Annotated in this window: 21 protein-coding genes, 1 tRNA gene, 1 other RNA gene and 1 pseudogene; 5 read left to right on the forward strand and 19 right to left on the reverse strand. The window is 66.2% G+C overall.

What is annotated here, in order from left to right; genetic code table 11:
- Together CXY77_RS15925 and CXY77_RS15930 are read right to left on the reverse strand one after the other, a co-directional pair.
- The gene (locus CXY77_RS15925; RefSeq protein ID WP_092340310.1) at positions 1 to 333 is read right to left on the reverse strand and encodes an STAS domain-containing protein; all 333 of its coding nucleotides are present in this window, start codon (positions 331 to 333) and stop codon (positions 1 to 3) included.
- Positions 333 to 2297 carry a glycosyltransferase gene (locus CXY77_RS15930; RefSeq protein WP_233197451.1) on the reverse strand — a complete coding sequence of 655 codons (1965 nt, stop codon included), beginning with the start codon at positions 2295 to 2297 and terminating at the stop codon, positions 333 to 335. Before CXY77_RS15930 ends, CXY77_RS15925 begins: the two co-directional genes overlap by 1 nt.
- Positions 2298 to 2613: 316 nt before the next feature.
- Between CXY77_RS15930 and CXY77_RS21135 the strand changes: the two are divergent.
- Positions 2614 to 2727, forward strand: a pseudogene (locus tag CXY77_RS21135) (helix-turn-helix domain-containing protein); the annotation flags it as partial.
- A 268-nt stretch (positions 2728 to 2995) separates the two neighbouring features.
- On the opposite strand, the gene CXY77_RS15940 reads toward CXY77_RS21135, so the two are convergent.
- The 5 genes from CXY77_RS15940 to CXY77_RS19980 form a co-directional block, all read right to left on the reverse strand.
- The gene (locus CXY77_RS15940) at positions 2996 to 4063 is read right to left on the reverse strand and encodes an aspartate-semialdehyde dehydrogenase (protein ID WP_104089011.1); all 1068 of its coding nucleotides are present in this window, start codon (positions 4061 to 4063) and stop codon (positions 2996 to 2998) included.
- A 357-nt stretch (positions 4064 to 4420) separates the two neighbouring features.
- On the reverse strand, positions 4421 to 5698 hold the full coding sequence (locus CXY77_RS15945) for an aspartate kinase (RefSeq protein ID WP_092340317.1): 1278 nt from the start codon (positions 5696 to 5698) through the stop codon (positions 4421 to 4423).
- Positions 5699 to 6009: 311 nt separating this feature from the next.
- A complete protein-coding gene (recR, locus tag CXY77_RS15950) occupies positions 6010 to 6609 on the reverse strand; it encodes a recombination mediator RecR (protein WP_092340318.1) in 600 nt (199 codons plus the stop codon).
- A 3-nt stretch (positions 6610 to 6612) separates the two neighbouring features.
- Positions 6613 to 9387, reverse strand: coding sequence for a DNA polymerase III subunit gamma and tau (locus CXY77_RS15955; protein ID WP_104130528.1), 2775 nt, complete (start codon positions 9385 to 9387; stop codon positions 6613 to 6615).
- A 4-nt stretch (positions 9388 to 9391) separates the two neighbouring features.
- A complete protein-coding gene (locus tag CXY77_RS19980; protein WP_140425560.1) occupies positions 9392 to 9622 on the reverse strand; it encodes a hypothetical protein in 231 nt (76 codons plus the stop codon).
- A gap of 192 nt (positions 9623 to 9814) precedes the next feature.
- Between CXY77_RS19980 and CXY77_RS15965 the strand changes: the two genes are divergently transcribed.
- From CXY77_RS15965 to CXY77_RS15975, 3 genes are all read left to right on the forward strand, one after another.
- Positions 9815 to 9997, forward strand: coding sequence for a hypothetical protein (locus tag CXY77_RS15965; RefSeq protein WP_104089009.1), 183 nt, complete (start codon positions 9815 to 9817; stop codon positions 9995 to 9997).
- A 9-nt stretch (positions 9998 to 10006) separates the two neighbouring features.
- Complete coding sequence (locus tag CXY77_RS15970; protein ID WP_092340321.1) at positions 10007 to 10333, forward strand: hypothetical protein; 327 nt, start codon at positions 10007 to 10009, stop codon at positions 10331 to 10333.
- A 368-nt stretch (positions 10334 to 10701) separates the two neighbouring features.
- Positions 10702 to 11562: a hypothetical protein gene (locus CXY77_RS15975; RefSeq protein WP_233197453.1), complete on the forward strand. Its 861-nt coding sequence runs from the start codon at positions 10702 to 10704 to the stop codon at positions 11560 to 11562.
- Positions 11563 to 11670: 108 nt separating this feature from the next.
- Here the strand turns inward: CXY77_RS15975 and CXY77_RS15980 are convergent, their stop codons facing one another.
- The 4 genes from CXY77_RS15980 to ffs all read right to left on the reverse strand — a co-directional run bounded on the left by CXY77_RS15980 (position 11671) and on the right by ffs (position 18095).
- Positions 11671 to 12921, reverse strand: a complete 1251-nt coding sequence (locus CXY77_RS15980) for an acetate/propionate family kinase (RefSeq protein ID WP_104130475.1) — start codon at positions 12919 to 12921, stop codon at positions 11671 to 11673.
- Positions 12918 to 15128 carry a phosphate acetyltransferase gene (gene pta / locus CXY77_RS15985; protein ID WP_104089199.1) on the reverse strand — a complete coding sequence of 737 codons (2211 nt, stop codon included), beginning with the start codon at positions 15126 to 15128 and terminating at the stop codon, positions 12918 to 12920. Before pta ends, CXY77_RS15980 begins: the two co-directional genes overlap by 4 nt.
- A gap of 125 nt (positions 15129 to 15253) precedes the next feature.
- The gene (locus CXY77_RS15990; protein WP_104130476.1) at positions 15254 to 17719 is read right to left on the reverse strand and encodes a phosphoketolase family protein; all 2466 of its coding nucleotides are present in this window, start codon (positions 17717 to 17719) and stop codon (positions 15254 to 15256) included.
- Positions 17720 to 17998: 279 nt separating this feature from the next.
- Positions 17999 to 18095: signal recognition particle sRNA small type (ffs, locus tag CXY77_RS15995), an RNA gene on the reverse strand.
- Between the two features lie 124 nt (positions 18096 to 18219).
- Here ffs and CXY77_RS16000 point away from each other — a divergent pair.
- Positions 18220 to 18307: transfer RNA gene (locus CXY77_RS16000), tRNA-Ser, on the forward strand.
- Positions 18308 to 18848: 541 nt separating this feature from the next.
- Here the strand turns inward: CXY77_RS16000 and CXY77_RS16005 are convergent.
- From CXY77_RS16005 to CXY77_RS16040, 8 genes are all read right to left on the reverse strand, one after another.
- Positions 18849 to 19361, reverse strand: coding sequence for a DUF664 domain-containing protein (locus tag CXY77_RS16005; protein ID WP_092340325.1), 513 nt, complete (start codon positions 19359 to 19361; stop codon positions 18849 to 18851).
- 51 nt (positions 19362 to 19412) lie between these two features.
- On the reverse strand, positions 19413 to 19916 hold the full coding sequence (locus CXY77_RS16010; RefSeq protein WP_104130477.1) for a hypothetical protein: 504 nt from the start codon (positions 19914 to 19916) through the stop codon (positions 19413 to 19415).
- A gap of 113 nt (positions 19917 to 20029) precedes the next feature.
- Entirely contained in the window at positions 20030 to 20434 is a 405-nt protein-coding gene (locus tag CXY77_RS16015) for a hypothetical protein (protein ID WP_104130478.1), read from the reverse strand.
- Between the two features lie 141 nt (positions 20435 to 20575).
- Positions 20576 to 20983, reverse strand: a complete 408-nt coding sequence (locus CXY77_RS16020; protein WP_140425561.1) for a hypothetical protein — start codon at positions 20981 to 20983, stop codon at positions 20576 to 20578.
- Positions 20984 to 21081: 98 nt separating this feature from the next.
- On the reverse strand, positions 21082 to 22773 hold the full coding sequence (locus CXY77_RS16025; RefSeq protein ID WP_104130480.1) for a hypothetical protein: 1692 nt from the start codon (positions 22771 to 22773) through the stop codon (positions 21082 to 21084).
- Between the two features lie 26 nt (positions 22774 to 22799).
- On the reverse strand, positions 22800 to 23063 hold the full coding sequence (locus tag CXY77_RS16030; RefSeq protein ID WP_134505135.1) for a hypothetical protein: 264 nt from the start codon (positions 23061 to 23063) through the stop codon (positions 22800 to 22802).
- Positions 23064 to 23120: 57 nt separating this feature from the next.
- A complete protein-coding gene (locus tag CXY77_RS16035; RefSeq protein ID WP_104130481.1) occupies positions 23121 to 24284 on the reverse strand; it encodes a sulfate/molybdate ABC transporter ATP-binding protein in 1164 nt (387 codons plus the stop codon).
- Complete coding sequence (locus tag CXY77_RS16040) at positions 24281 to 25063, reverse strand: ABC transporter permease (RefSeq protein WP_104130482.1); 783 nt, start codon at positions 25061 to 25063, stop codon at positions 24281 to 24283. Before CXY77_RS16040 ends, CXY77_RS16035 begins: the two co-directional genes overlap by 4 nt.
- Positions 25064 to 25219 lie beyond the last annotated feature (156 nt).

The raw sequence follows: 25219 nt of genomic DNA on the forward strand, positions 1-25219 counted from the left end.
CTAACCATGGAACGCGCTGCTCGCGGCGGGATACGCGGTGAGGACGCGTTCCATGTTGGTCAGCTGCAACACCAGGCGCACCTGCTCGTTCGGCGCGGCGATGCGCAGGTCGCCGCCGGCCTGCCGGGTGACCTTGAGGCCGCCGATGAGAGCGCCGAGGCCCGAGGAGTCGATGAAATCGACGTCGCTCAGGTCGACAGCCACCCGATTCTGGCCGGCGGCGACGGATGCTGCCACCACCTCCCGCAGGCGCGGTGCGGTGACCATATTCAAACGTCCCATGATGTGCACGACGGCGATGCCGTCGCCCTGGTCGGTGACCGTGAATTGCATTAGCGGCTTGTCTCCTTCGGGGTAAAGCCTTGATAGCGGGCGGCGGGTACCAGCACGCTGAGAATGACGAGGTCGAACACGACCCAGGCGAGGTTCACGAACGTGCCGATGGGTTCGCCGACGCCGAGCGCCAGCCGGGTCACGCCGATGATGGTGGCGACGACGAGCACGATGGCGACGATGATCTGCGGCCGGATCAGGTGCCAGGGCGCAGCGCCCTCCTGCCGGGTTTTCGGGGTGACCGCGAAGCCGAGCGGCCGGTGGAAGACCACGTTGGCGACGGCGGTCGTGGTGGCTTTGATCCAGACCGGGAACAGGGCGAGGCTGTACTGCTGGCCCCGCCAGGTCGAGATTCCGTGGCTGGACAGGATGAACAACAGCTGGTTGGCGATCATGAACGGCAGAAAGCGCAGAAAGAATTCGAGGGCCGTCGTATTGACCGGCAGAATGCCGAAGCAGAGAAAGACGGCGGGGGCGGCGAAGTAAACCAGCGCGGCGTAGCCGCTGAGATAGCTCCACATGGTCGAGAAGTACATCAGTCGCTGCGGCAGGGTGAGGCCGCGCTGCACCAGCGGGTTCTCGCGCATCATGACCTGCATCGTGCCCTGGGCCCAGCGCAACCGCTGGGTGAGCATGGTGCCGAGGTCTTCGGGAGCGAGTCCAATGGCGAGGGTTTCGTGATGATAGACGGTGCTGAAGCCGAGGCCGTGCAGGCGCATGCTCGTAGCCATGTCCTCGGTGACGCTGATCGTGGCGAGCGGCATGAGCGGCTGGGCCTCGTCGGCGCGGTCCACGTCGATCGACCGCAGCAGCACCTGCACCGATTCGAGGGCTCCGAGCGGGGACAGGTCGCGGGCGGCGAGTAGCTCGAGGCTGTGTGCGGGAATGGCGCTGGCGGCATCCGTTTCGAGCTGCAGTTCGGCGATGACGGCCAGGTCGAGGGTGAGTAGGTGCAGGTCAACGGCCACCAGGTCGCGCGACACCGCCGTGATGCGATTCTGCAGCGTGTAGGTGGCAGGCCCGATGGTCTCGCCGGCGGCGATCGCGGCGCGCGTGTCGCTGATGGCCGCGCCCACCTCGTGCAGGGCGGCCTGGACGAACGGGTCCTGCGCATCGTCGGCCCGGCCGGCCCGGGCGAGCACCCGGGCGGCGCCGGTGAGGGCGCGGGTGACGGCGCGCTCCATTTCGAGCACGTAGCGGGTGATGCCGAGCTGCATGAGCGCTTCGCGGCGCAGGAGGGCATTGGAGCCGCAGAAGAACGCGGCGTTCCAGCCGTCTTTGCCCTGCTGGATCGGTCCGTAGAACAACGGAGCCTGGCTGCCGAGCGGATCGGCGGCGCCGACGTTCTCGAACACCTGCGGCGTCTGTACCAGAGCGATCTTCGGGTCGGCGAAGTAGCCGAGAGTGTGGTCGAGTATCTGCGGCAGCGGAACCTGGTCGGCATCGAGAATGAGTAGGAACTCGCCCGCGGTGCTCATGAGCGCGTTATTGAGGTTGCCGGCTTTGGCGTGCAGCGGGCGATTCTGCCAGTCGGCTCCGCGGGTGATGTAGCCCACGCCGAGCTGGTCGGCCGCCTCGCGCATCTCGGGGCGGTTGCCGTCGTCGAGGATGAACGTGGAATGCGGGTAGCGGATGCCGCGCGCCGCCAGCGCGGTGCGCCGCACCATCTCGACGGGCTCGTTGTAGGTCGTGATGAACACGTCGACGGTGAGGTCGGCGGCCGGCGCGGTGGGAAGCTCGCGCTCGCGCGCCCGCCACATGGTGAGGCCGAACAGGGCGACGTCGATCAGGCTGTAGGTTTCGGCGAGCACGAGGGCCACGGCGATCCACCAGGCGTCCCAGTTGAGTGAGAAGAACCAGCGCCACAGAATATAGTTCGCGCCGAGGGCGACGGTGACCAGCACGGCCACGCGCACGAGCAGTAGATGCGCCGCGGATCGGGCGGGGCGAACCGGTTTCCCCACATTGCTCCCTGATCCCAGGCCACTAAGACAGGCGGATTCTGACACCAGAATAAACCCGCATGCGACTCCGCACCGATTCCCGAAGTGGGCATTGTGCCGTAATTCGGACTGCGCTAAAGGCGCGCTCGTGGTGGGGGCTATGAAAGGTATGGTTTCTGACAACGACGAGCGGCGCGTGGCCGTCATCATCGAGGATGACGCCGACATTCGCAACCGGCTCGAGGCCGTGCTCACCCAGGCCGGGGTCGAGACCATCGCCACGAGCAACGGCCTCGACGGCATCGCCGCGGTGCGCGCCTACGACCCGATCGTCACCACCCTCGACGTGAGCATGGGCAACCTGCGCCGCAAACTCGGTGACAGCAGCATGACCCCAAGCTGGTTGGAAACCGTGCGCGGCGTTGGCTACCGCCTGGCAGCCCAGGAGTAGCGGCCCCGGAATTAGACGGGAACTCGGCGTCCGGTGCCGTGCCGCGCGCTGAAGTTCTCACTCGCTGAAGGCCTCCGGGCCCACCTTGCGACCCCGGGCCCAGTTTATAAACTGGGCCCAGGGACGGGGCCCGGGCCCCGTGCGCCACCAGGGCCGGCCGGAGCTGCCGGGCCCAACTTGCGAAAGCTGGCCCAGCTTCTATCACGGGCCCACTTTCCGGGCCCGGGCGAGGCAAGCACAGGCGCGCGGCAGGGCAGTTCGGAACGGGCTAGGCGGCTCGTGCGGCGGCGATGAGTTCGGCGATCTGCACGGCGTTCAGGGCTGCACCCTTGCGCAGGTTGTCGTTGCTGATGAAGAGGGCGAGGCCACGGCCATCCGGTACGCCTTCGTCTTGACGGATGCGACCGACGAAGCTGGCGTCCTGGCCGGCGGCCTGCAGCGGCGTGGGGATGTCGGTGAGTTCGACGCCGGGGGCCACCTTCAACAGTTCCTCGGCGCGGGCGACGCTGATCGGCTTGGCGAACTCCACATTGATCGAGAGCGAGTGGCCGGTAAAGACGGGCACGCGCACGCAGGTTCCGGAAACCAGCAGTTCGGGCAGTCCGAGGATCTTGCGGCTCTCGTTCCGCAGCTTCTTCTCTTCGTCGGTTTCGAACTGACCGTCGTCGACGATGCTGCCGGCCAGCGGAATCACGTCGAACGCGATCGGCCGGGCGTAGATGGTGGGCTCGGGCAGGGTGACGGCACTTCCGTCGTGCACGAGCTGGAACAGGTTCTCATCCTGCGCGGCAACCCGCACCTGGCTGGCCAGTTCGAACGCTCCGGCCAGGCCACTGCCGGACACGGCCTGGTAGGTGCTCACAATGAGGCGCTTGAGGCCGGCTTCGTCGTGCAAAACCTTGAGCACGGGCATGGCGGCCATGGTGGTGCAGTTCGGGTTGGCGATGATGCCCTTGACGGCCTGCTTGATGGCTTCGGGGTTGACCTCGCTGACGACGAGGGGAACGTCGGGGTCCATGCGCCAGCCGCTCGAGTTGTCGACGACGAGCACACCGGCCGCGGCAAACCGGGGCGCCTGCGCTTTGGAGAGCGTGGCGCCGGCCGAGAAGATGGCCACGTCGAGCCCGGTCGGGTCGGCAACCGAGGCGTCTTCGACCGTGATCTGCTCACCCTTGAAGGTGAGGCTGGTGCCGGCCGAGCGTGCTGACGCGAAAAAGCGGATGCTCTTCACCGGAAAGTCGCGCTCCTCCAGCAGACGACGCACCACGGCGCCGACCTGTCCGGTGGCGCCGACGACGCCGATATTGATGCCGGGGGTGTTGGCTGAGCTGGTCACGTGTGGTTCCTAACGTCTGTGGGGCTGTCTCCCGTGGCTAATTCAGGAAATTCGGACTGCTTGCTGGCATTTCGGCCCCCGGAGCGGATGCCGGTGGTCGATTTTCTGATTTAGCCCCCGAGAGTCGGGGTGATGGGCTTCATTCTGTCAAAACGGGAGTTCCTCCCCCTGCCACCCGGCCTAACTCTCGCAATTTCTAAACCCGAGAAAGTGGACCCGCGTAATTACGCGGAAGTTGACAACCAACGGGACAATTTGCAGGAGTTATGACGGTGAGGCGGGGTATCCGTTTGGCGACGTGTGAGTTTTTAGGCCATTTGGGGCCTAGACCGGGTCAAAACTCACACCTCGGCGGGACTAGCGGCCGGAGCCACCGTGCACGACGGCTTCGATCTCACCGTCGAGCCCGAACGCGGTGTGTACCACGCGGAGGGCCTCGTTGATGGTGTCGGCGCGGGTGACGACCGAGATGCGAATCTCACTGGTCGAAATCATCTCGATGTTGATCCCGGCCTCGTAGAGCGCCTCGAACAGCTTCGCCGAGACGCCGGTATTGGTGCGCATACCTCCGCCGACCAGGGCGAGCTTGGCGATCTGGTCGTCGTACTGCAGGCTCTTGAAGCCGATGAGCTCTTTCTCGTTGGTCAGCGCGGTGAGCACCTGCTGGCCCTCCGACTTGGGCAGGGTGAACGAGATGTCGGTGAGCCCGGTGGCGGCGGCCGACACGTTCTGCACGATCATGTCGACGTTGGCGTTGGTGCGCGCGACAATCTTGAAGATGAGCGCGGCCTTACCGGGAATGTCGGGCACACCGACCACGGTGACCTTGGCTTCGCTCAGGTCAGCGGCGATTCCGGCGATGATTGGCTCTTCCACAATTACTCCATTTTCTCGCGCGGTCGCGGCGTTGTACACGATGGTGCCGGTGTTGTTGTTGAACGAGGAGCGCACGTGCAGGGTGACGCCGTGCCGGCGGGCATATTCCACAGCGCGAATGTATAGAACTTTGGCTCCGGCAGCGGCGAGTTCGAGCATCTCCTCGCTGGTGACGCGCTCGAGTTTGCGGGCATGGGGAACGACCCGCGGATCCGCGGTGAAGACGCCATCGACATCCGTGTAGATTTCGCAGATGTCGGCGCCGAGGGCCGCGGCGAGGGCGACGGCGGTGGTGTCCGAACCGCCGCGGCCGAGAGTCGTGATGTCCTTGGTATCGCGATTGAAGCCTTGGAAGCCAGCGACGATGGCGACGGCGCCCTCGTCGAGGGCCGAGCGGATGCGGCCGGGCGTGACGTCGACGATGCGCGCGGAGCCGTGGCGGGCATCCGTGATCATGCCGGCCTGGCTGCCGGTGAAGGAGCGGGCGTCGTAGCCGAGGCTCTTGATGGCCATCGCGAGCAGCGCCATCGAGATGCGTTCGCCAGCGGTGAGCAGCATGTCGAGCTCGCGCGGGGCGGGAAGCGGCGTGACCTGGTGGGCGAGGTCAAGCAGTTCGTCGGTGCTGTCGCCCATCGCCGAGACGGCGACGACGACCTCGTTGCCGGCCTTGCGGGTGTCGACGATGCGCTTGGCGACCCGCTTGATGCTTTCGGCGTCGGCGACGGATGATCCGCCGAACTTCTGCACGATCAACGCCATGGGACTCCTGAGATGGGGGTGTGCGGCTTGTTGTGCGGGCCGCGTCCAAGTTCCCATCCTAAATGCTGGTGCTGGCGGGCCGGTGCCATGTGACGTTGCGCGGCAGAGGGGGTGCGGCGGTGGGTGGGGTGTGCGGGGCCGGGTGGGGGTGTGCGGGGGTCGGTGTGCGGGGGTCGGTGTGCGGAGGCGGCATCCGCTCGCTGGGCCCACCTTATGGCCCGGGGCCCAGTCTATAAACTGGGCCCAGGGACGGGGCCCGGGCCCCGTCCACAAGAACGAGGGGTGCGCTAGGCGCAGCGGAGGCGACCGGGCTAGTGAGTGACCTCGCGGCGGCCCTCAAAGGCGCGGCCGAGCGTGACCTCGTCGGCGTACTCGAGGTCGCCGCCCACGGGCAGGCCGGAGGCCAGACGGGTGACCTTGATCTCCAGGGTGGTGAGCAGGCGGGAGAGATAGGTGGCGGTGGCCTCTCCCTCGAGGTTCGGGTCGGTCGCGATGATGACCTCCTGAACGGTGTTGTCGGCGAGGCGCTGCATCAGCTGGCGGATGCGCAGGTCGTCGGGTCCGACGCCGTCGATCGGGCTGATGGCCCCGCCCAGCACGTGATAGAGGCCCTTGAACTCGCGGGTGCGCTCGATCGCAACGACGTCCTTGGCCTCTTCGACGACGCAGATCGACGTGGGATCCCGGCGAGGATCCCGGCAGATCAGGCAGGTAGGCTGCTCGGAGACGTTGCCGCAGATGTCGCAGAACCGCACTTTGTCGCGCACCTCGAGCAGCACGTTGGCGAGCCGGGTTACGTCGAATTTCTCGGTCTGCAGGATGTGAAACGCGATGCGCTGCGCCGACTTCGGGCCGATACCAGGAAGCTGGCCGAGCTCGTCGATCAGTTCTTGGACGATGCCTTCATACATGGTTTAGTGGTCGTTTCTGGTTCGGGGCGCCGCGGAGTGCGGCTGTTCTTCGATGAAGGTGGCACCGAGAATCTCGCGCACGACGGCCTCGCCGTAGCGCTGCTTCTCAGCGAAGGACGGCGCCCGCGACGGGTCCTTCGTGGAGCCGCGCTGGCCGGACGCGTTCGGGTGCTGGCGGGGGGCTTGTGCGCTCTCACCGAGAATGGGTTGACCGAGGCTGGAGCGACCGGCATTCTGCTGGACAGCGGTCTCGTGACCTGCGGTCTGCGGGCCTGAGTTCTGCGGGCCTGAGTTCTGCTGGGGCGCGCCCTGGGGCTGTCGACTCTGCTGGGCGTTCGTGGGAACAGCACTTACGGGCACAGCGGATGCCTCAGCGTGCGCCTCGTAATTCGGCACGCGTTCGTCGGCGGGGGCGTCCATCTCGGGCGGAACGTCGTCGTCGAACGGCGGCGGTACGTCATCGTACGGCGGCTCGTCGTGGGACGTCGATACGAAAGCAGTCGCGGCCCAAGGTTCGTCTGACGCCACGCCCCCGGATGAACCCGCAGTCCCAACCGACTGTGCCGACACGGGCGATGACGATTCGGGGGCCAGAGCTGCTGGCGGTGCAGCGGTTTCGGGAGCAGGGGTATCCGTTGCGTCGTCGTCGAGAGCGGGCAGTGCCGGGCCGTTCGGTGAGCCGGGGATGGCTACGGTCGCCCATCCGCTGGTGGATGCAGCGACGGGCGACGCGCCTTCAGCGGCCGGCGAGGCTGGCTCGCGCGGCGCATCGGGAGGGGCAGGCATAGTGCGGGGAGTTACGTCGGGTTTCTGGGCAGACGGCGCGGTCGCAGTGTTCTCAGTCGCAGCAGCCGCAGCAGCCGCAGACGGCGCGCTTGTCGGGGACGCCGGCGAATCCGCTGCCTCGAGATTCGGGACGGCCGAGCCGACAGCATGCGCTGCTGCCGAGGGCGATTCGGGTGCCGGGCCTGCTGGCGCAGGCTCCGCGGCGGCTGCGGGTGCGGCACCGGACGCCGCGCTCGGCGAGGAAGTCTCGCGCCCAGCGTCGACGCGCGCGATGAACTTGACCCGCAGGCCGAGCACAGCGACGATCGCGGTGCGCAAGAAGTCGCTCGTTCCCATTCCGGGGACCTTTTGTTGCTTGAAGCTCTCGACATCGGCGTGACTCGGGAACGACAGGGCGAGTACGTCGCCGTTCAGGCTGAGTACGTGGGCGGTGTAGACGACAAGCCACGCGGTGGTCTTCTCGTTCTTGACCGCTTCGAGAATCTCGGGCCAGGCGTCCTTGAGCTGTTGCAGGGAGACCGGGGCACTGGGGACGATGGGCGGTTTGGGCGCGGAGGGCGCGTCCGCAGCCAACGGTGCTCGCGTTCCCGCCGCAGCCTGCGTTCCCGGAATGGCGGTCTCGACCGGCTCGACCGACGCATTGGCGGCGGGCTCGCGGGTAGCAGCGGCGCCACCGGCAGCGGCAGCGACACCGGCAGCGGCGGAGCTGGCAGCCTGCGTTCCCGGGATGGCGGTCTCGACAGGCTCGACCACCGGATGGGGGGCGGACTCGCGGGCAGCAGGAGCACCAGCAACGGCGGCCACAGCGGGCACAGCCGCCACGCCGTCGACGCCGATACGACGCTCCAGGCGCTCGACCCTCGCGAGGGCGCCGCGAGTTGAGTCGTCGGTCGCGGGAATCAGGGACCGCGCGATCATGAGCTCAAGATGCAGGCGCGGCGAGGTGGCCCCGCTCATCTCGGTGAGCGCCGCGTTGAGAATGTCGGCGGTGCGCGAGAGTTCGGCCGGCCCGAAGGCCGCGGCCTGCACGGTCATGCGTTCCAGCTCGTCTTGCGGCACGCCGCGCAGCACGGCCGCGGCCCCCGCGACGCTTGTGGCCGCGACGATGATGAGGTCGCGCATGCGCTCGAGCAGATCTTCGACGAAGCGGCGCGGATCTTGCCCGGTCTGGATGACCCGGTCGACCGCGTCGAAGGCTGCAGCGGAATCACGGGCACCGATGGCCTCGACGGCCTCGTCGAGCAGCGATGCACTCGTGTAGCCGAGCAGCGCCACGGCGCGATCGTATTCAATGGACTGGCCATCAGACCCGGCCATGAGTTGGTCGAGCAGCGACAGGGTGTCGCGCGGCGAGCCGCCGCCGGCGCGCACCACGAGCGGCAGCACGCCGGGCGCGACGACCATCTTCTCGGTGTCGCACATCTGCTGCACGTACTCGAGCATCGGCCCCGGAGGCACCAGCCGGAACGGATAGTGATGGGTACGCGAGCGGATGGTTCCGATCACCTTTTCGGGTTCGGTGGTCGCGAAGATGAACTTCACGTGTTCCGGCGGCTCTTCGACAATCTTGAGCAGCGCGTTGAAACCCTGCGGGGTGACCATGTGGGCCTCGTCGAGGATGAAGATCTTGTAGCGGTCGCGGGCGGGCGCGAAGATGGCGCGCTCGCGAATGTCGCGGGCATCGTCGACACCGTTGTGACTCGCCGCGTCGATTTCGACGACGTCGAGCGAACCGCCGCCGTCTCGGGCGAGCTCGACACAGCTAGGACAGACACCGCACGGGGTGTCCGTCGGGCCCTCAGCACAGTTGAGACAGCGGGCCAGGATGCGCGCCGATGTGGTCTTGCCACAGCCGCGGGGGCCGCTGAACAGATAGGCGTGGTTCACCCGGTTGGTGCGAAGCGCCGTCATCAGCGGATCAGTCACTTGGGACTGGCCGATCATCTCGGCAAAGGTCTCTGGCCGGTAGCGGCGATACAGGGCGGTAACCACGATCTCAATGGTACTTGCCGCAACCGACACTCGCCCCCGCCGCGGCATCCGCTGCGACAATCGTGAAGCGGATGCCGCGGCGCGTTGAACCGACGACGGCGACATCCACGACGCTAACACCGGCCGGGCTGACCGCGCTGATGGTGGCGCAACCCTGGGTGCTCGCCGTGCTCGCGATCGGGGCTGCGGTGCTCGTGACCTGGACGTTCTGGCCCCGCAGAGAACGGGAAGACACCGACCGGGATGACGATCGTGATCGATCGTCTGATGCCGTTCCGGTTGGCGTCCGGGCCGCCGACTCCGACGCCGCTGGAGCCTCCCCCACTCCCCCGGGGTTAGCTCCGGATCCCTCCACTGCCGCGACGGAGGCCTCGGCCGCGTCCGCTCCCGGGGGCTCGTCAAACCATCCGAGCGGCCGGCCAGTGCAATGATCGCCCGGCAGCTCGTCCTCGCGGTTGCGGCGCTTCTCGCCGCCGCGCTCGTTCCCGCCGACTCGAGGTGGACCGACGCGACGTTTACGGATTCTGAATTCGTCGCATCCGCTGTGACAGCAATCGTGGTGCCAGCACCGGTGATCGACACCTGCACGGCGGCGAGCGTGCTCGTGTAGCTCAGCCTCGTGCCGCGGATCGTGCTGACCTGGCACTATCCGACCACCGGATACGCGGCGGCCAATGCCCGCTACTACAAATCGAACACCGGGTTCGGCGGGCTCATAGAGGTCTCGCTCGGCAGCGGGGTGAGCACGTCTGAGCCGGTATCGGGAACGTTCACGTCGACCTTCGAGGGTGCGCTGCTCGGCGGACTGCTCGGCGGGGCGGGCGACGTCGGGGTCGCTGCGGCCCACTCGAGCGGGCTCGCTCATCTCGAGCGCGCACGCCACGTTCCCGCTGCTGGTCGGCGCCGGAACCTGCACGATCGTGAACGCCTGACCCATTACCGCTGAGGTTCCCGCTTACAACTGCGGAGATTCGGCCGCGCTGGCCCAAAACGTAACGAAACTGGCCGCCGCCATGGAAAATCTCCGCAGTACTGAACGGGCCCGAGAGTAGAACACGTTGGAGCCTGCCGGTCGCCGCCATCTCCCGCATCTATCGCGTGCCGACCGGCCCCAGTGCAGGTCTGCGGAGATTCTCGGCGATCCCAGCCCAGTTAGGCCACAAGCGACCCAAGGAGGGCGTCTTCTCCGCACTTCTGAACCGCTGCTGAAGCATACGGGGCCGGCCTCTCCTCCCCAGTCACCGAATTCTGGTGGCAATCCACAACTTGCGCGCACCTCGCCGAGCACAGCGTCATTCGTCGCACTATGCAGTCATGAGCCACGACCTTGTCACTGTTTTGTGCCACTTGGGGCACGTCGCCACGTCACAGCAACTGGCGGGTATCGGGGCCAGCCGACGATCAGTGAAATCTGCAGTGGACTCCGGGCTGATCAGGCACGTTGCCCACGGCGTATTTTCCTGCGCGCACCTCGACGCGCCGACTCTCACCGCACTGCAAGTTGGCGGGCGGGTCGATTGTCTGACTCGCCTGTCGCAGCTCGGCATCTGGAGCGGAATCGCGCGGCCAGGACTGCATCTCCGCTTGCGCCCGCACCACCACCAGCGACGATTGGCCCCCGGCGCATCGATCCATTGGAGTCGCGCCTTCCAATGCTGGGCACCGGTGTTCGAAGTATCACCGTTTGACGCCGTGCTGCAAGCGTTGTCGTGCCTCGACGATGTCGACGCGCTGGCATGCCTGGAGTCCGCGCTTTTCATGAGGTTCATCACGGAGGACGACCTCGTAGAGCTCCTCCGTCTGGCCCCTGACCACCTGCGCGCGTTGCTGCGCCTCCTCGATCGCGGGGCGCAGTCCGGATTTGAAACGTTCAGCCGGGTGGGGTTCATCCGCGCGGGCTTTCGGGTCGCGACACAATTTTATGTGACAGGTGCTGGCCGCGTCGACATGCTCGTGAATGGGTGCGTCGGAATAGAGACCGACGGTGAAGAATGGCACGGTCCGGAACGATTTCTGCCCGACCGCAGCAAAGATCGCGAAGTTGAACGGCAGGGGATTCGGGTCCTCCGCTTGGCCAGGCCACACATCTTCGACACGTGGCACACTACCCTCGAGACGGTGCGTCGCATGGTAAACGACGCCGAGGACGCAGCAGCCTGGAAGCGTCGTTCGTAACGGCGGAGATATGGCAGAAATCGCCCCAATCACGCCAGATTCTGGGCTGAACGCGAAAATCTCCGCAGTTCTGCACGGCGAGCGCGGGAGGCCAAGCCTGGGGCGGGGTCAGCGCACCGTCGCCAGGGTCTGGCGGGCGATCTCGAGCTCCTCGTTGGTCGGAATCACGAGCACCGTGACCGCGGAGTCGTCGGCGCTGATCACGCGGGCGCCGCGCGCGGCGGCGGCATTGCGCTCGGGGTCGATGCGAATGCCCAGGGCCTCCAGCCCGGCAAGGGCGCGCTCGCGCACGAGCGGCGCGTTCTCGCCGACACCGGCGGTGAAGGAGATCACGTCGACCCGGCCGAGCTGGGCATAATACGCCCCGACGTAGCCCTTAACCCGGTGCACGTAGACGTCGATCGCGAGCTGCGACGGCCCGTCGCCAGCGGCCGCGGCCACGATCACATCGCGCATATCGCCCCGCCCGGTCAGACCGAGTAGTCCGCTGCCCCGGTTGAGTAGTTTGTCGATCTCGGGAAAGTCGAGTCCGGCCCGGCGATGCAGGTGGAACAGCACGCCCGGGTCGATGTCGCCGGAGCGGGTGCCCATGACGAGTCCCTCGAGCGGTGTCATGCCCATACTGGTCTCGACCGAGCGGCCGCCCTCGACCGCGCAGGCCGACCCGCCATTACCGAGGTGCAGCACGATCTGGTTGAGGTCTTCGACCGGTCGCTGCAGAAAGTTCGCCGCCTCGCGCGCCACAAAGCCATGGCTGGTGCCGTGAAAACCATAGCGACGGATGCGATACCGCTCGGCCAGATCGGCATTGATCGCGTAGGTGAAGGCTTCGGGCGGCAGCGTCTGGTGAAATGCCGTGTCGAAAATGGCCACGTGCGGCACGTCAGCGAATGCCTCGACGGCCGCGACGATGCCCTGCAGCGCGCCCGGATTGTGCAGCGGCGCCAGCCCCGACAGCTCGTCGATGTCCTTCTCAACCTGCGGCGTGACGAGGGTCGGCTGGTGAAAGCGGGCTCCGCCGTGCACGACGCGGTGCCCGACGGCCACCGGAACGTGCCGCGCAAGCGACGGCCCGTGGGCCCGGAACGCTTCGAGCATCACGGCGAATCCGGCCGTGTGGTCGGGAATGGGCAGCTCGCGCTTCCACTTTCGATCAGCGGATGCCGGAACGTGCGTCTCCGCAGAAGCCTCCGCCGCCGATACCTCGGCCTTCACCCCGGCGATGGAGTGCACGGAATCGCCGACGACCTCGCCGATGCGCTCCACCATTCCGCTCGCCAGGGTGGTCTCGGTGTCCATCTCAATGAGCTGGTATTTGAAGGAGCTCGAACCGGAGTTGACGACCAGAACGGCGGTCATCGGGTGGCTCCGGCCGGGGTGGCGTCAAGGGCCGGCACCGCGGCATCCGTCAGGCCGGCAGCCTGGATGGCGGTGATCGCGACGGTATTCACGATGTCCTGTACCAGGGCGCCGCGAGAGAGGTCGTTGATCGCCTTGCGCAAACCCTGCAACACGGGGCCGATCGCGACCGCGCCGGCGCTCCGCTGCACGGCCTTGTACGTGTTATTGCCGGTGTTGAGGTCGGGGAAGATGAACACGGTGGCGCGCCCGGCCACGCTGGAACCGGGCATCTTTGTGGCGGCGACAGCGGCATCCGCTGCGGCATCGTACTGAATCGGGCCCTCGACCAGCAGATCGGGGCGGCGCTCCCGCACGAGGGCGGTGGCGGTGCGCACCTTCTCGACGTCGGCGCCCTCTCCGGAAGACCCGGTGGAGTACGACAGCATGGCGATGCGCGGCTCGATGCCGAACTGCACCGCCGTGGCGGCAGCGGAGATGGCGATGTCGGCGAGCTGCTCGGCGGTAGGTACCGGAATGACGGCGCAGTCACCGTAGACCAGCACGCGGTCGGCGAGCGCCATGAGGAACACACTCGACACCACGCCGACGCCGACCTGCGTCTTGATGATCTCGAAGCTTGGCCGAATGGTGTGCGCGGTGGTGTGGGTGGCGCCGGAGACCATGCCATCGGCGAGCCCGAGCTGCACCATCATCGTGCCGAAGTAGCTCACGTCGGTCACGGTTTCGTTGGCTTGATCCAGCGTGATTCCCTTATGTGCCCGCAACTGCATATATTCCTGCGCGAATTTGAGGCGCAGCAGGTCGTCATAGGGGCTCACCACGTGGGCCTTGGAGATATCGAGACCAAGGCCGATGGCGCGCGAGCGCACCTCGAACTCTTCGCCGAGAATGGTCAGCTCGACCACATCGCGGGCCAGCAAGGTGGCGGCAGCGCGCAACACGCGGTCGTCCTCCCCCTCCGGCAGCACGATGTGCTGGCGGTTCTGGCGCGCCCGCTCGAGCAGCGCGTACTCGAACATGAGCGGCGTGACGACTTCGGCCCGACTCACATCGAGCCGGTCGAGCAGGGCCGCCGCGTCGACGTGCGTCTCGAACAACGCCAGCGCAGTGTCGTGCTTGCGCTGCGAGTCGGCGGCGAGGCGTCCGCGGGTGCGGGTGATGCGCATGGTCGTGTCGTAGGAACCGAGCGAGGTGCGAATGATCGGCAGCGAGGGCGCGAGGCCCTCCATCAGCTGCTGGATAGCGTCGGGGAGGTCGAAACCGCCGTTCAGCACGATTCCGGCAATCGAGGGGAAGGTGGCGGAGGCGTTGGCCAGCAGCACGGCCAGCAGCACGTCTTCGCGGTCGCCCGGAACGACGACGACGGCGCCCTCGATGAGGCGCGGCAGTACGTTGACCATGGACATGGCCGCGACAACGACGCCGAGCGCCTCGCGGGCGAGCAGGGCGGGGTCACCCTTGATCAGGTGGCCCTCGGTGGCCTCCATGATGCTCTGCATGCTCGGGGCGACAAGGTAGGGATCTTCGGGAATGGCCCAGATCGGCACGCCGAAGGCTCCGCCCGAGCGCGCCGGCTGGGCGTTGGTCGTAGCCCGCACCGAGTCGATAATCTCGGCCAAGGCGGTTTCGTCGGCCCGGTTGACGATGATCGCCAGAATGGATGCGTGTTCGTCGCGCAGTTCCGCCAGCGCCACGTCGGTCTGCTGGCCGATGTCCACGGCCGAACGGGCGTCGCTCTGGCCGAGGCGTTCGCCCTCGCCGGGGCCGACGCGACCGCCGAGCACGAGTAGCACGGGGGCTCCGAGGTTCGCGGCGATGCGGGCATTGAAAGCCAGCTCGGTAGGACTGCCGACGTCGGTGTAGTCGCTGCCGATGACGACGACCGTGTCGCAGTTGGCTTCGATCGCCTTGTATCGGGCGACGATCACGGCCAGGGCCGCGTCGGGGTCGGTGTTGACGTCGTCGTAGCTGACACCGATGCTCTGCTCGTAGGTCTGCCCGGCCGCGGAACCGGGGCCAGCATTGGCCTGCAGGTGACGCAGCAGGAGCTCGACGACGTAGTCGGGTTCGGTTGCGGTGCGAGCGACCGGGCGGAACACGCCGACCCGTTCCACCAGGTGGGTGAGCGTGTCGACCACGCCGAGCGCAATCGAGGATTTGCCGGTATTACCTTCGGCGCTGGTGATATAGATGCTTCGAGCCACGATGTCCATTCAAGCGTATTCGGGTTGGGAGAGTGTGGGGCGTGGGTCAGACGCTGGGCGAGACATCCGGCCTTCGCGGTTCGCGAGCGAACGCGTCAAACCAGCCACGCGACGCGGTGCCGCGGCTAGACATTGTCGGCGCCGGTCTCGGCGGCGGCGGCATCCGCTTGGGAAGACCAGGACCAGTTCGTGATGGACGGAACGTCTTCGCCGTGGTCGCGGGTGTATTGGCGGGCGGCGAGGCGGGCATCCTGCATCTGCTGCCGCAGCAGGCCAGCGCGGGCGGCGAGCCCGGGGGTGCGGTCGATGACGTCCATAACGAGGTGGTACCGGTCGAGGTCGTTGAGCATGACCATGTCGAACGGGGTCGTCGTGGTGCCGATCTCCTTGTAGCCGCGGGCGTGCAGGTTCTCGTGGCCGTGGCGCTTGTAGGTGAGCCGATGAATGAGCCACGGATAGCCGTGATAGGCGAAGATGATGGGCTTGTCCGGCGTGAAGACGGCGTCGAAGGCGCTGTCGCTCAGGCCGTGCGGGTGGTCATCCTCGGACTGCAGGCGCATCAGGTCGACGACGTTCACGACCCGCACCATGAGCCCGGGCAGGTTCTCGCGCAGAATCTCGGCGGCGGCGAGCACCTCGAGCGTGGGCACATCGCCGGCGGCGGCAAGCACGACATCGGGGGCGAGACCGGCAACCTCGGTGCCAGCCCAGTCGAAGATGCCGAGGCCACGGGTGCAGTGCGCGACGGCCTGCTCCATCGTGAGCAGGTTCGGCGCCGGCTGCTTGCCCGCCACGACGATGTTGACATAGTTGACGCTGCGCAGGCAGTGGTCGTAGGTGGAGAGCAGCGTGTTCGCATCGAAGGGCAGGTAGACCCGCACGACGTCGGCGCTCTTGTTGACGACGTGGTCGATGAAACCCGGATCCTGGTGGCTGAACCCGTTGTGGTCCTGCCGCCAGACGTGCGAGCTCAGCAGGTAGTTGAGGCTCGCGATCGGCGCCCGCCACGGGATCTCGGCGGTCACCTTGAGCCACTTGGCGTGCTGGTTGAACATGGAATCCACGATGTGGATGAACGCTTCGTAGCAGTTGAACAGCCCGTGCCGCCCGGTGAGCAGGTAGCCCTCGAGCCAGCCCTGACACTGGTGCTCGCTCAGCATCTCCATGACGCGGCCAGCGCGGGCCAGGTTGGTGTCGCCGGGTTTCAGCTCCGCGTTCCACTGCTTGTCGGTTACCTCGTAGACCGGCGGCGCCAGCCGGTTCGACGCGGTCTCATCAGGCCCGAATATGCGAAAATTCTGCGGATTCAAACGGATGACCTCGGCCAGGTAGCCGCCCAGCACGCGCGTAGCCTCGTTCAGCGTTGCACCCGGCTCGGGAACGTCGACGGCGAAATCGCGAAAGTCGGGCAGGTGCAGGTCGCGGCGCAGGAGTCCGCCGTTGGCGATCGGGTTGGCGCTCATGCGCAGGTCGCCGTGAGGGGCGAGGTCGGTGATCTGTTTCACGGGAGCACCGTCTTGGTCGAACAGGTCTGCGGGACGGTAGGACAGCATCCACTGTTCGAGCAGAGCGGTGTGCGCCGGGGTGTCGCGGGCATTTGCCAGCGGAACCTGGTGCGCGCGCCACGTGTTCTCGACCTGCACATCGTCGATACGGGCGGGGCAGGTCCAGCCCTTGGGGGTGCGGAGGATGATCATGGGCCAGCGCGGGCGGGCGAAGTCCTCGTTGTTTGCGGCAGCCTGGGCGGCGGCGGCCTTGATCTCGGCGATCTGGTTGAGCACCAGGTCGAGGGTCTCGGCCATGCGGGCGTGCACGAGCATCGGGTCTCCGCCGTCGAAGCCGCCGCTCACTATATACGGAGTGTGACCGTAGCCGCGCATCAGATCGAGCAGCTCGTCTTCGGGGATGCGCGCCAGCACCGTGGGGTTGGCGATCTTGTACCCGTTGAGGTGCAAAATGGGCAGCACGACGCCGTCCAGCAGCGGGTTGATGAACTTGTTGGAGTGCCAGCTGGTGGCAAGCGGGCCAGTTTCGGCCTCACCGTCGCCGACCACCGCGGCCACGAGCAGGTTCGGGTTGTCAAACGCGGCGCCGTAGGCGTGGCTGAGGGCGTAGCCGAGTTCGCCGCCCTCGTGGATGGATCCGGGCAGCTCGGGCGAGGCGTGGCTGGGGATGCCGCCGGGAAAGGAGAACTGGCGAAACAGCTTCTGCACGCCGTGCTCGTTCTGCTCGATGTCGGCGTAGACCTCGGTGTAAGTGCCGTCGAGGTAGGCGTTGGCGACCATGCCGGGGCCGCCGTGGCCGGGGCCGGTGATGTAGATGGTGCTCTGGCTGCGTTCGGCGATCGCACGGTTCAGGTGCGCGTAGAGAAAGTTGAGGCCGGGCGTGGTTCCCCAGTGGCCGAGCAGGCGCGGTTTGACGTGGTCGCGGGTCAGCGCCTCTTTCAGCAGGGCGTTGCCTAGCAAGTAGATCTGGCCAACAGCGAGGTAATTAGCGGCCCGCCACCAGGCGTCGATGCTCGCCAAGGCCGCTGCGCTGAGGGGTTTTGGCGCGCGCGAGGGCCAGGTCATGGTGCCGGAATCGTCGATCATCGGTCCTCCGCGTTGTCGCGCGGCGACACAGCCGCGCTCCTTCCATCCTATTGAGCCTCGCCGACCGGCCAAGTGCCAAAGGTCCCAACAACCGCGTACTCGGCTAAATGGGGGCCACGATCTCCACGCGATCGTCGCGCGAAAGCGCAAAAAGTGCCCGTTTGAGACCCTCAATCGGGCACTTTTTGCGCTCTCGCGGGCAGAATGGGCATAGAAAAGACTCCTCGCGCACCTCGGCACAGTGGCGCAGCCCCGGTTACCCTTGCGGGTCATGGATACGAAAAAGACCCCTCGCGCACCCGCCAGAGCCCGGTTACCCTTGCTACGTTTCCGTCCTGGGGGAATTGGCCAAGGTGGCGCCACACGAGGAGCCGAAGTTCAGTTTAGGGTACGACGCTGGGCGGCACCAACCGGGGGGGGCGGTCTGCGGAGGTGGCGGCGGCATCCGCTGGAAACAGGTAAGATTCTCTGGTGCCGTTGCTTTATTGCAACGGCGGCCAGGAGAATTCGCCTAGTGGCCTATGGCGCACGCTTGGAAAGCGTGTTGGGTGAAAGCCCTCGGGGGTTCGAATCCCCCATTCTCCGCCACAGTGTTACCGCAGCGTGTTGGGTGACGCACAACGCCAATTCGCAGGGTCCGAATCCCCCATTCTCCGCCACAGTGTTACCGCAGCGTGTTGGGTGACGCACAACGCCAATTCGCAGGGTCCGAATCCCCCATTCTCCGCCACAGTGTTACCGCAGCGTGTTGGGTGACGCACAACGCCAATTCGCAGGGTCCGAATCCCCCATTCTCCGCCACAGTGTTACCGCAGCGTGTTGGGTGACGCACAACGCCAATTCGCAGGGTCCGAATCCCCCATTCTCCGCCACAGTGTTACCGCAGCGTGTTGGGTGACGCACAACGCCAATTCGCAGGGTCCGAATCCCCCATTCTCCGCCACAGTGTTACCGCAGCGTGTTGGGTGACGCACAACGCCAATTCGCAGGGTCCGAATCCCCCATTCTCCGCCACAGTGTTACCGCAGCGTGTTGGGTGAAAGCACAAACCCCATTCGCAGGGTCCGAATCCCCCATTCTCCGCCACACGGATGCCCGCAGCCCGCTCCCCCTCGGCGGAGCGGGGACGCTAGACGCCGGCGCGGTCGGCGAGGCCGCGCACGAAGGCGGCCTGTCCGGCGTGCTGCAGGTCGTCGGAGAGCACACTGGCCAGGCGCACACCGAGCGTGACGACGGGGGTCCAGGACTCGTCGATGACCCGGTCGAGGTCTGCCGCGCTCAGGGTGGCCAGGTAGGCGATGCTCGCGCTGTGCACGGCGTCGTAGTAGCCGCCGAGCAGGTCGGCGTCGGCGCGCACGGCGGCGACATCGGCGGAGGTATGCCCGTAGCCGGTCGCCGTCGGCCCGAACGGCAGGTCGAATCGTTCAGCCCAGCCCTGGCCGATGTACACCTGCTCGATACCGGCGAGGTCGGCGAGGTGGTCGTCCTGCACGCGGGACAGGTGCCAGGTGAGCCACGCAATGGTGTTGGCGTCGGCATCCGCTCGAAAGGTGAGCGTGGCGACGGTGGCATTTTTCAGGGTGCGATGCACCGTGCCCTGGATGCGGGAGAACTCTTCGATGAGAAGTTCGGTGGGGGTCATGGGTCTCCTTGGTCGTTCTTTTAACGTACCCCGGCTGGTCATTCTGCCGTCCTAGTACTCATCCGACGGATGCTGGCCCTCCTCCAGATCGAAACACGGTGAGAACGACGTAATTTTCAGTTCGGTGCCGGGAGCCCCGATCGACGCGCTGTAGAAGTCGCCTTGAGCGCCCGTCATATCCACCCGCGGTGCCCCCTGCCTGGTTTTGCGCCTCTCGACCACCACGCCGTCCTCCTTCTCCCATGCCGCGGCAATAATTTCGATCATGGCCTCAGAATCGACATCACCGATCAAAGTGACGGTCGTTCGACCGGGCCAAGCCAACTGATCATTCGCGCACCCCAAGAGATGCGCCTTCTGCGTCTGGGTCTGATCGCCGACATTTTCAACGGGAACGAAAGCCGCAGTCTCATCCTCCATCGCCATTGCGATGCCCTTAGCTGTCTGCAGATCCATGAAGGCATCACTTCCCTCATTCATCATTGTGCACGACGCCAACAACGCCGTAAGGGTAAGCATCCCGAGGACAGCCACGTATTTTCGCTTGGGATTCATCCGTAAATCAGCTCCTGAAGGTCTCTGACAACTTCTCGATTATTCACATCGTCAGTGGCGACGAGGTTGTGGCATCCATCGGAGAGACCTGTCTCGCTGGGCACATGGACTCCTCAGTACTTCATGCCCGGCTTCGTGCCGCCCTCCAGCTCGAAACACGGCGAGAACGAAGTAATGTACACTTTCGTGCCCGAATTCCAGATGGCCGCATTGTAGAACCCACCCGTGGCAACACGCATATCAACCTGGGCATCATCGCCCGTGGTGTCATCCTCCTCGACGGTGACGCCTTCCTTGACTTTCCAAGCCGCCGCGATGCGGTCGACAATACCTTGAGTGTCCACCTCGCCAGAAAATGTCAGAATCGTTCTACCCGACCACTGATAGGTTTCATCAGTACAGCCGAGCAGGAATGAAGATTTCATATGAGTCTGGTCCGCTACATCCTCCGGCGGCACCAAGAGTGCGGTCTCGTCCTCCATCGCCATCGCGATGCCCTTCGCCGTCTGGAGATCCATGGTGGCTGACTCGTTCGTTGACGCGCACGACGACAGCGCGACGGAGCACGCCACGGCAAGCATTGCGGCCCCGATGCGTCGACGACTCACTCGAGAAATCCGCCGTGCCGGCCGGCTGTTTGCGTTCACCATCCGACGCGCCTAATACTCATCCGACGGATGTTGCCCTTCCTCAAGCTCGAAACAGGGCGAGAACGACGTGATGTAGAGCTGCGTGCCCGAATTCCAAATGGCTGCTGTATAGAACCCGCCTGTCGCGACCGTCATGTCGACTTCGGCATCGTTACCAGTGTTGAAGGCATCCTGATCCACTGTGACACCATTTTTGAGCTGCCACGCCGCTGAAATGCTGTCAACAACGCTCTGGGGGTCAACGCCACCCGCAAAGGTCACAACAGTCCTCCCGGACCACTGATGACCTCCATCCCCACAACCAAGCAGGTGCGCAGTCTTCCGTTGAGTCTGGTCCGCTACATTTTCCGGCGGCACCAAGAGTGCTGCCTCGTCCTCGATCGCCATCGCGATGCCCTTGGCTGTCTGCAAGTCCATGGCGGTCTCCTTCTCTGCACCGGAAGGTGGTGCGCAAGCGGTGAGTCCCAGCCCCAGGACGAGTGCGCCAGCTCCTATGCCAGCAATGATCGTCGATTTCACTTGTACATCCACTTCTCGAGGTCTCTGAGGACCTTATTGTTGCGCGGGTCGTCAGTAGCCACGAGGCTGTGATTGTCCACCATCACGGTCGGATACCATTTTGGCCCCTCATAATATGGCCCGGAGTCAAATGCGTCGCTGGACCGCGGATTGTTGCCGTCGCCGACGCCACCAGTGCCCTGTGCGACCTGCAGAATGTCTTCGTAGGAGAAGTCGGCGTAGGTAGTGGTTGAATCGGCTGTCCAGTCTTTTGGCATCCACGCTCCCGACAGGGAGACCACCGAGTCGTAGTGGGCTCCGGATACTTCCGCCGAGGTGATGTTGGCGAGCCCCCAGCTGTGGCCGATGGCGGTCGAGGTGGCGTCGGCGAACAGGGGGTCCGTGGCCAGGCCCGTTTCGAAGGCGGCCAGGACCGGGCCTGTTTGTTCGGCGAAGTCTGCGCTATTCGCATCGGGGATTCCTTTGGCCAGGCCACCACGAGTGCCGTCTGAGTCTCCGGGAAAGAGATCATCCTTGTAGATGAACGCAACAGTGTCCGGATGATTGTCGACGAACCACTGGGACACCGTTTGGACCGAGCCGTCGTAGAACATGTCCATATTGCTCATCGTGCCGGGCACGTAGGAGATGCGCTGACGCGTTTCACTTGACGGCGTTCCGCGCATTTCGATGATGCGCGCGCCCTCATGATCGTAGAGGTAGAGCTGATTCTTGCCGTCGACCGTTCGCTGCAGGTAGCTGCGCTCGTCCTCCAGCTGTTCGAGTTCCTTGGCGATCTGGTCACTTCTGCCGTAACTCTGCTTCCACCGGCCCCGCGTGCGGTCCATACCGGCGTTTTCAGCGTCGAGCTTGGCGGATTCGGCGTCGATTTCGGTGATTCTGGTGCTGGCGTTGAGGCGGTTGGCGGCGACGCGGGCGAGGGCTGGTAGTCCGTTCAACGATCCGAGCAGGGCCGGGGCCCCGGCGATGAGGGCGAGCTGAGCGGGTTCGCCCAGCTGCTGCCACCGCTCGGGGACGGTCTCGGGGGTGGCCGTCAGCATCCGCTTCACCAGGTCGGAATTGGTAGCGATCAGCACGGCCAGATCGGCTTCCGACAGCGTATTCATGCGGGCGATCAGGTCGTCGACCGAGCCGCGCACTGCTGCGTTCGTGCCGAACCACGCGGTCGCACCGAGCACTTGGTCCGACCCGAGGTCGCGCACACAGGTGGCATCGGCGGTGCGGCGCCGCGTCGCGAGTTCGTCCCAGAGCACATCGATGGCGGCGATCTGCGCGTAGGTGGTCTCGAAGGCCTCCTCCTGCCGAGTCTGGCGAACATCAGTGGGCATGAAGATGAAGGTGTCGCCCGGGGTGGTGAAGTCGGTTTTACCGAATTGCAGGTCGGAGAGGTCGCTGTCGGCGGTGGTGCGCCGCGCTGCGAGCAGGCGCTGCTCGCCCTGAAGTTCGTCGACCGTGACGGAATATGTTTCGAGGGCGGCGGCCTGCGCGTCCAGCCCGCGAATCAACAGGTCTATCTCGGGAACCAGGCCCACGAGGCGTTCCACGAAGGCGTCGCGGGAGACCGCGGTCCAGTCGGTCGTTGCAGCCTGGGCTTGCGCGGCGGCGAGCGCTGTTTGCAGGGTGCGGAGGGCACCCGCTTTGCCGGAACGCGTACGGGCCTCGGACAGGATGCTGTCTGGCTCACCCAACCCCGGATTGGCGACGGTCCAAATGGTCAGTTCGCCTGCCGGCCGAGGGCGGAGTCGGTCGCGTGAAAATTTTCAGCCACGGTGCTCGGGAAGTCGCCGAGCGCGGTCAGCGCCAGCGCGGCCAGGTCGGCTCGTGCGCTCTGCTGGGACGTCGCGTCGCGCAAGGCAGCCGCGACCGAGTCGCTCTGCAGGGCACCCTCTGGCCAGCGAAATATCCAGTCGGAAAAGCTCAGCTGTGCCGCGGCCCCGGACAGGGTCGTCGACAGGCCGTCCAGCACCGAATCAGTCACCCGCAAAGTCGGCATCAGCATCCCCCGGCTACAAATCGACGTGCCCCCTGCTCGAGCTTAGCGGCGGAAAGCGCTGACCTCGGTGGCTTTGACCGAGAGCCAGACGGTGGAGCCGAGTTGCAGGCCGAGGTCGGCAACGGCGGCGGGGGTGAGTTCGGCGATGACCTCGGGGTCGCCGCTCGTGCGCAGGCGCACGCCGCCGCTGCCGGGCTCGATGCCGGTCACCCGGGCCGACCAGACGTTGCGCGGGCTCGCGTGACGCGGCTGTTCGGTTTGCACGACGACGGATGCCGGGCGAAAGACGGCCGCGGCTGGAACGTTCTGGTCGGCCCCGCCGAGGGTGATGGCGCTCGCCGACGCCGGAGTGCCGGAAGACGCGGGCGTGAGGGCGGCGGCATCCGCTGGGCGAACGTGGAAGATACGGCCGTCGGGGGCGGCGATCGCGCCGTTCTGCACGCTGCCGACTACGAGGTTGACGCCGGCGAGGGCCGCGACGAACGGGTTGCGCGGGGCAGCGAGCACTGCTGCGGTCGTGCCCTCGTCGATGAGGGCCCCGTCGTGCAGCACAGCGACGCGATCGGCGAGCACGACCGCGTCGACGATGTCATGGGTGACGATGATTGCGCTCGTGCCGGTTTCGGCCAGCTGCTCGCGAATGAGCTGGCGCATGAACGGCGCGGTCTCCGCGTCGAGGGCGGCCATGGGTTCGTCGAGCAGGAGCACGCGCGGCCCGGCCGCGAGGGCCCGCGCGAGGGCGACGCGCTGCTGCTGTCCGCCAGAGAGTGCAGCCGGTTTGCTGCCGCCGAAGCCGTTCAGGCCGACGCGGTCGAGCCAGCGGTCGGCCTCTTTTCGGGCCTGGGCGGCGCTCAATTGGGCCTCGCCGACGCACAGCGCGAACGCCACGTTGGATCGGGCGCTGAGGTGCGGAAACAGCAGCGGGTCTTGCCCGAGCAGCCCGATGGCCCGGCGCTCTGGGGCTACGAAGCGGCCGGGGGCGGTGAGCACGGCGCCGTCGATGGTGACCGTGCCGTGGTCGGGCGCGGCGAGGCCGGCGAGCAGATCGAGCACGGTCGATTTGCCCGAGCCGTTCGGTCCGAGCAGCGCCAGCACTTCGCCGGGCGCAAGGGAGAGCTGCACGTCGAGGGTGAACGAGCCGCGAGTGAGCTGCAGGTTCGCCTCGAGCAGGGCGTTGGCGGCGGATTTCCAGAGGGCGGGGGTCATGAGAGCACGCTCGTCCGGCGGGTTCCGACCAGCACGAGGATGATCACGGCGACCGCGATGAGCAGCAACGACAGTGCCACGGCCTGGTCGGTCGTGACGCCAGAACCGTTGAACGCGGTGTAAATGGCAAGGGGCATGGTGCGCGTGACTCCGGCCTGGTTGCCAGCGAACAGAGCGGTCGCGCCGAATTCGCCGAGGGCGCGGGCAAAGCTCAATACCGTGCCGGCGAGCAGGCCGGGACCGACGAGCGGCAGCGTGATGCGTGCGAAGACGGTGCCGCGATGGGCGCCGAGGGTGGCGGCGACGCGTTCGTAACGCACGCCGGCGGTGCGCAGCGCACCCTCGACCGCGATCACGAGAAAAGGGAGCGCCACAAAAGTTTGCGCGATCACGACCGCGGTCGTCGTGAACGGAATGCGCAGCCCGGCGAGCTCAAGGGTGTTGCCGAGCACACCATTGCGACCGAGAAGGGAGAGCAGTGCGATGCCGCCGACGAGGGGCGGCAGCACGAGCGGCACGGTGACGAGTGCCCGCAGCACGCCGGCCAGGCGCGGTCTGGAACGGGCGATGACGACGGCGAGCGGCACTCCGAGCAGCAGGCAGAGCACGGTCGAAACGGATGCCGTCGCGAGCGAGAGTCCCAGCGGCTGCAGGGCTTCCGGCGAGAGGAGCAGGGCGGGCAGGCTGGGCCAGTCGACCTTGAGCAGGAGTCCGGCGAGCGGAAGCACGAGCAGAGCGAGGCCGATGCTCGCGGGCACATAAAGCAGGCGCGGGATCATGCGCTCGCCCTCCGGTGCGGCCTGCGCGAGTGCGCGCTCCGGGTCCGGTACGTAACGGACGGGGCCCGGGCCCCGTCCACGGGCCCAGTTTCTAAACTGGGCCCGTGGCCACAAGGTGGGCCCGGTGTCCCGCGGATGCTTGGGCGGCAGGGCAGA

The organism is Cryobacterium sp. N21 (genome assembly GCF_002929575.1).
Classification (GTDB): Bacteria; Actinomycetota; Actinomycetes; order Actinomycetales; family Microbacteriaceae; genus Cryobacterium; species Cryobacterium flavum.

What these genes read in the sequence shown, in the direction of transcription:
- CXY77_RS15925 (WP_092340310.1), bottom strand. Translation starts at nt 333, where the DNA reads ATGCAATTCACGGTCACCGACCAGGGCGACGGCATCGCCGTCGTGCAC.
- CXY77_RS15945 (WP_092340317.1), bottom strand. Translation starts at nt 5,698, where the DNA reads ATGGCGTTGATCGTGCAGAAGTTCGGCGGATCATCCGTCGCCGACGCC.
- recR (WP_092340318.1), bottom strand. Translation starts at nt 6,609, where the DNA reads ATGTATGAAGGCATCGTCCAAGAACTGATCGACGAGCTCGGCCAGCTT.
- CXY77_RS15965 (WP_104089009.1), top strand. Translation starts at nt 9,815, where the DNA reads ATGATCGCCCGGCAGCTCGTCCTCGCGGTTGCGGCGCTTCTCGCCGCC.
- CXY77_RS15975 (WP_233197453.1), top strand. Translation starts at nt 10,702, where the DNA reads ATGAGCCACGACCTTGTCACTGTTTTGTGCCACTTGGGGCACGTCGCC.
- CXY77_RS15980 (WP_104130475.1), bottom strand. Translation starts at nt 12,921, where the DNA reads ATGACCGCCGTTCTGGTCGTCAACTCCGGTTCGAGCTCCTTCAAATAC.
- CXY77_RS15990 (WP_104130476.1), bottom strand. Translation starts at nt 17,719, where the DNA reads ATGATCGACGATTCCGGCACCATGACCTGGCCCTCGCGCGCGCCAAAA.
- CXY77_RS16005 (WP_092340325.1), bottom strand. Translation starts at nt 19,361, where the DNA reads ATGACCCCCACCGAACTTCTCATCGAAGAGTTCTCCCGCATCCAGGGC.
- CXY77_RS16010 (WP_104130477.1), bottom strand. Translation starts at nt 19,916, where the DNA reads ATGAATCCCAAGCGAAAATACGTGGCTGTCCTCGGGATGCTTACCCTT.
- CXY77_RS16015 (WP_104130478.1), bottom strand. Translation starts at nt 20,434, where the DNA reads ATGGATCTCCAGACGGCGAAGGGCATCGCGATGGCGATGGAGGACGAG.
- CXY77_RS16020 (WP_140425561.1), bottom strand. Translation starts at nt 20,983, where the DNA reads ATGGACTTGCAGACAGCCAAGGGCATCGCGATGGCGATCGAGGACGAG.
- CXY77_RS16035 (WP_104130481.1), bottom strand. Translation starts at nt 24,284, where the DNA reads ATGACCCCCGCCCTCTGGAAATCCGCCGCCAACGCCCTGCTCGAGGCG.
- CXY77_RS16040 (WP_104130482.1), bottom strand. Translation starts at nt 25,063, where the DNA reads ATGATCCCGCGCCTGCTTTATGTGCCCGCGAGCATCGGCCTCGCTCTG.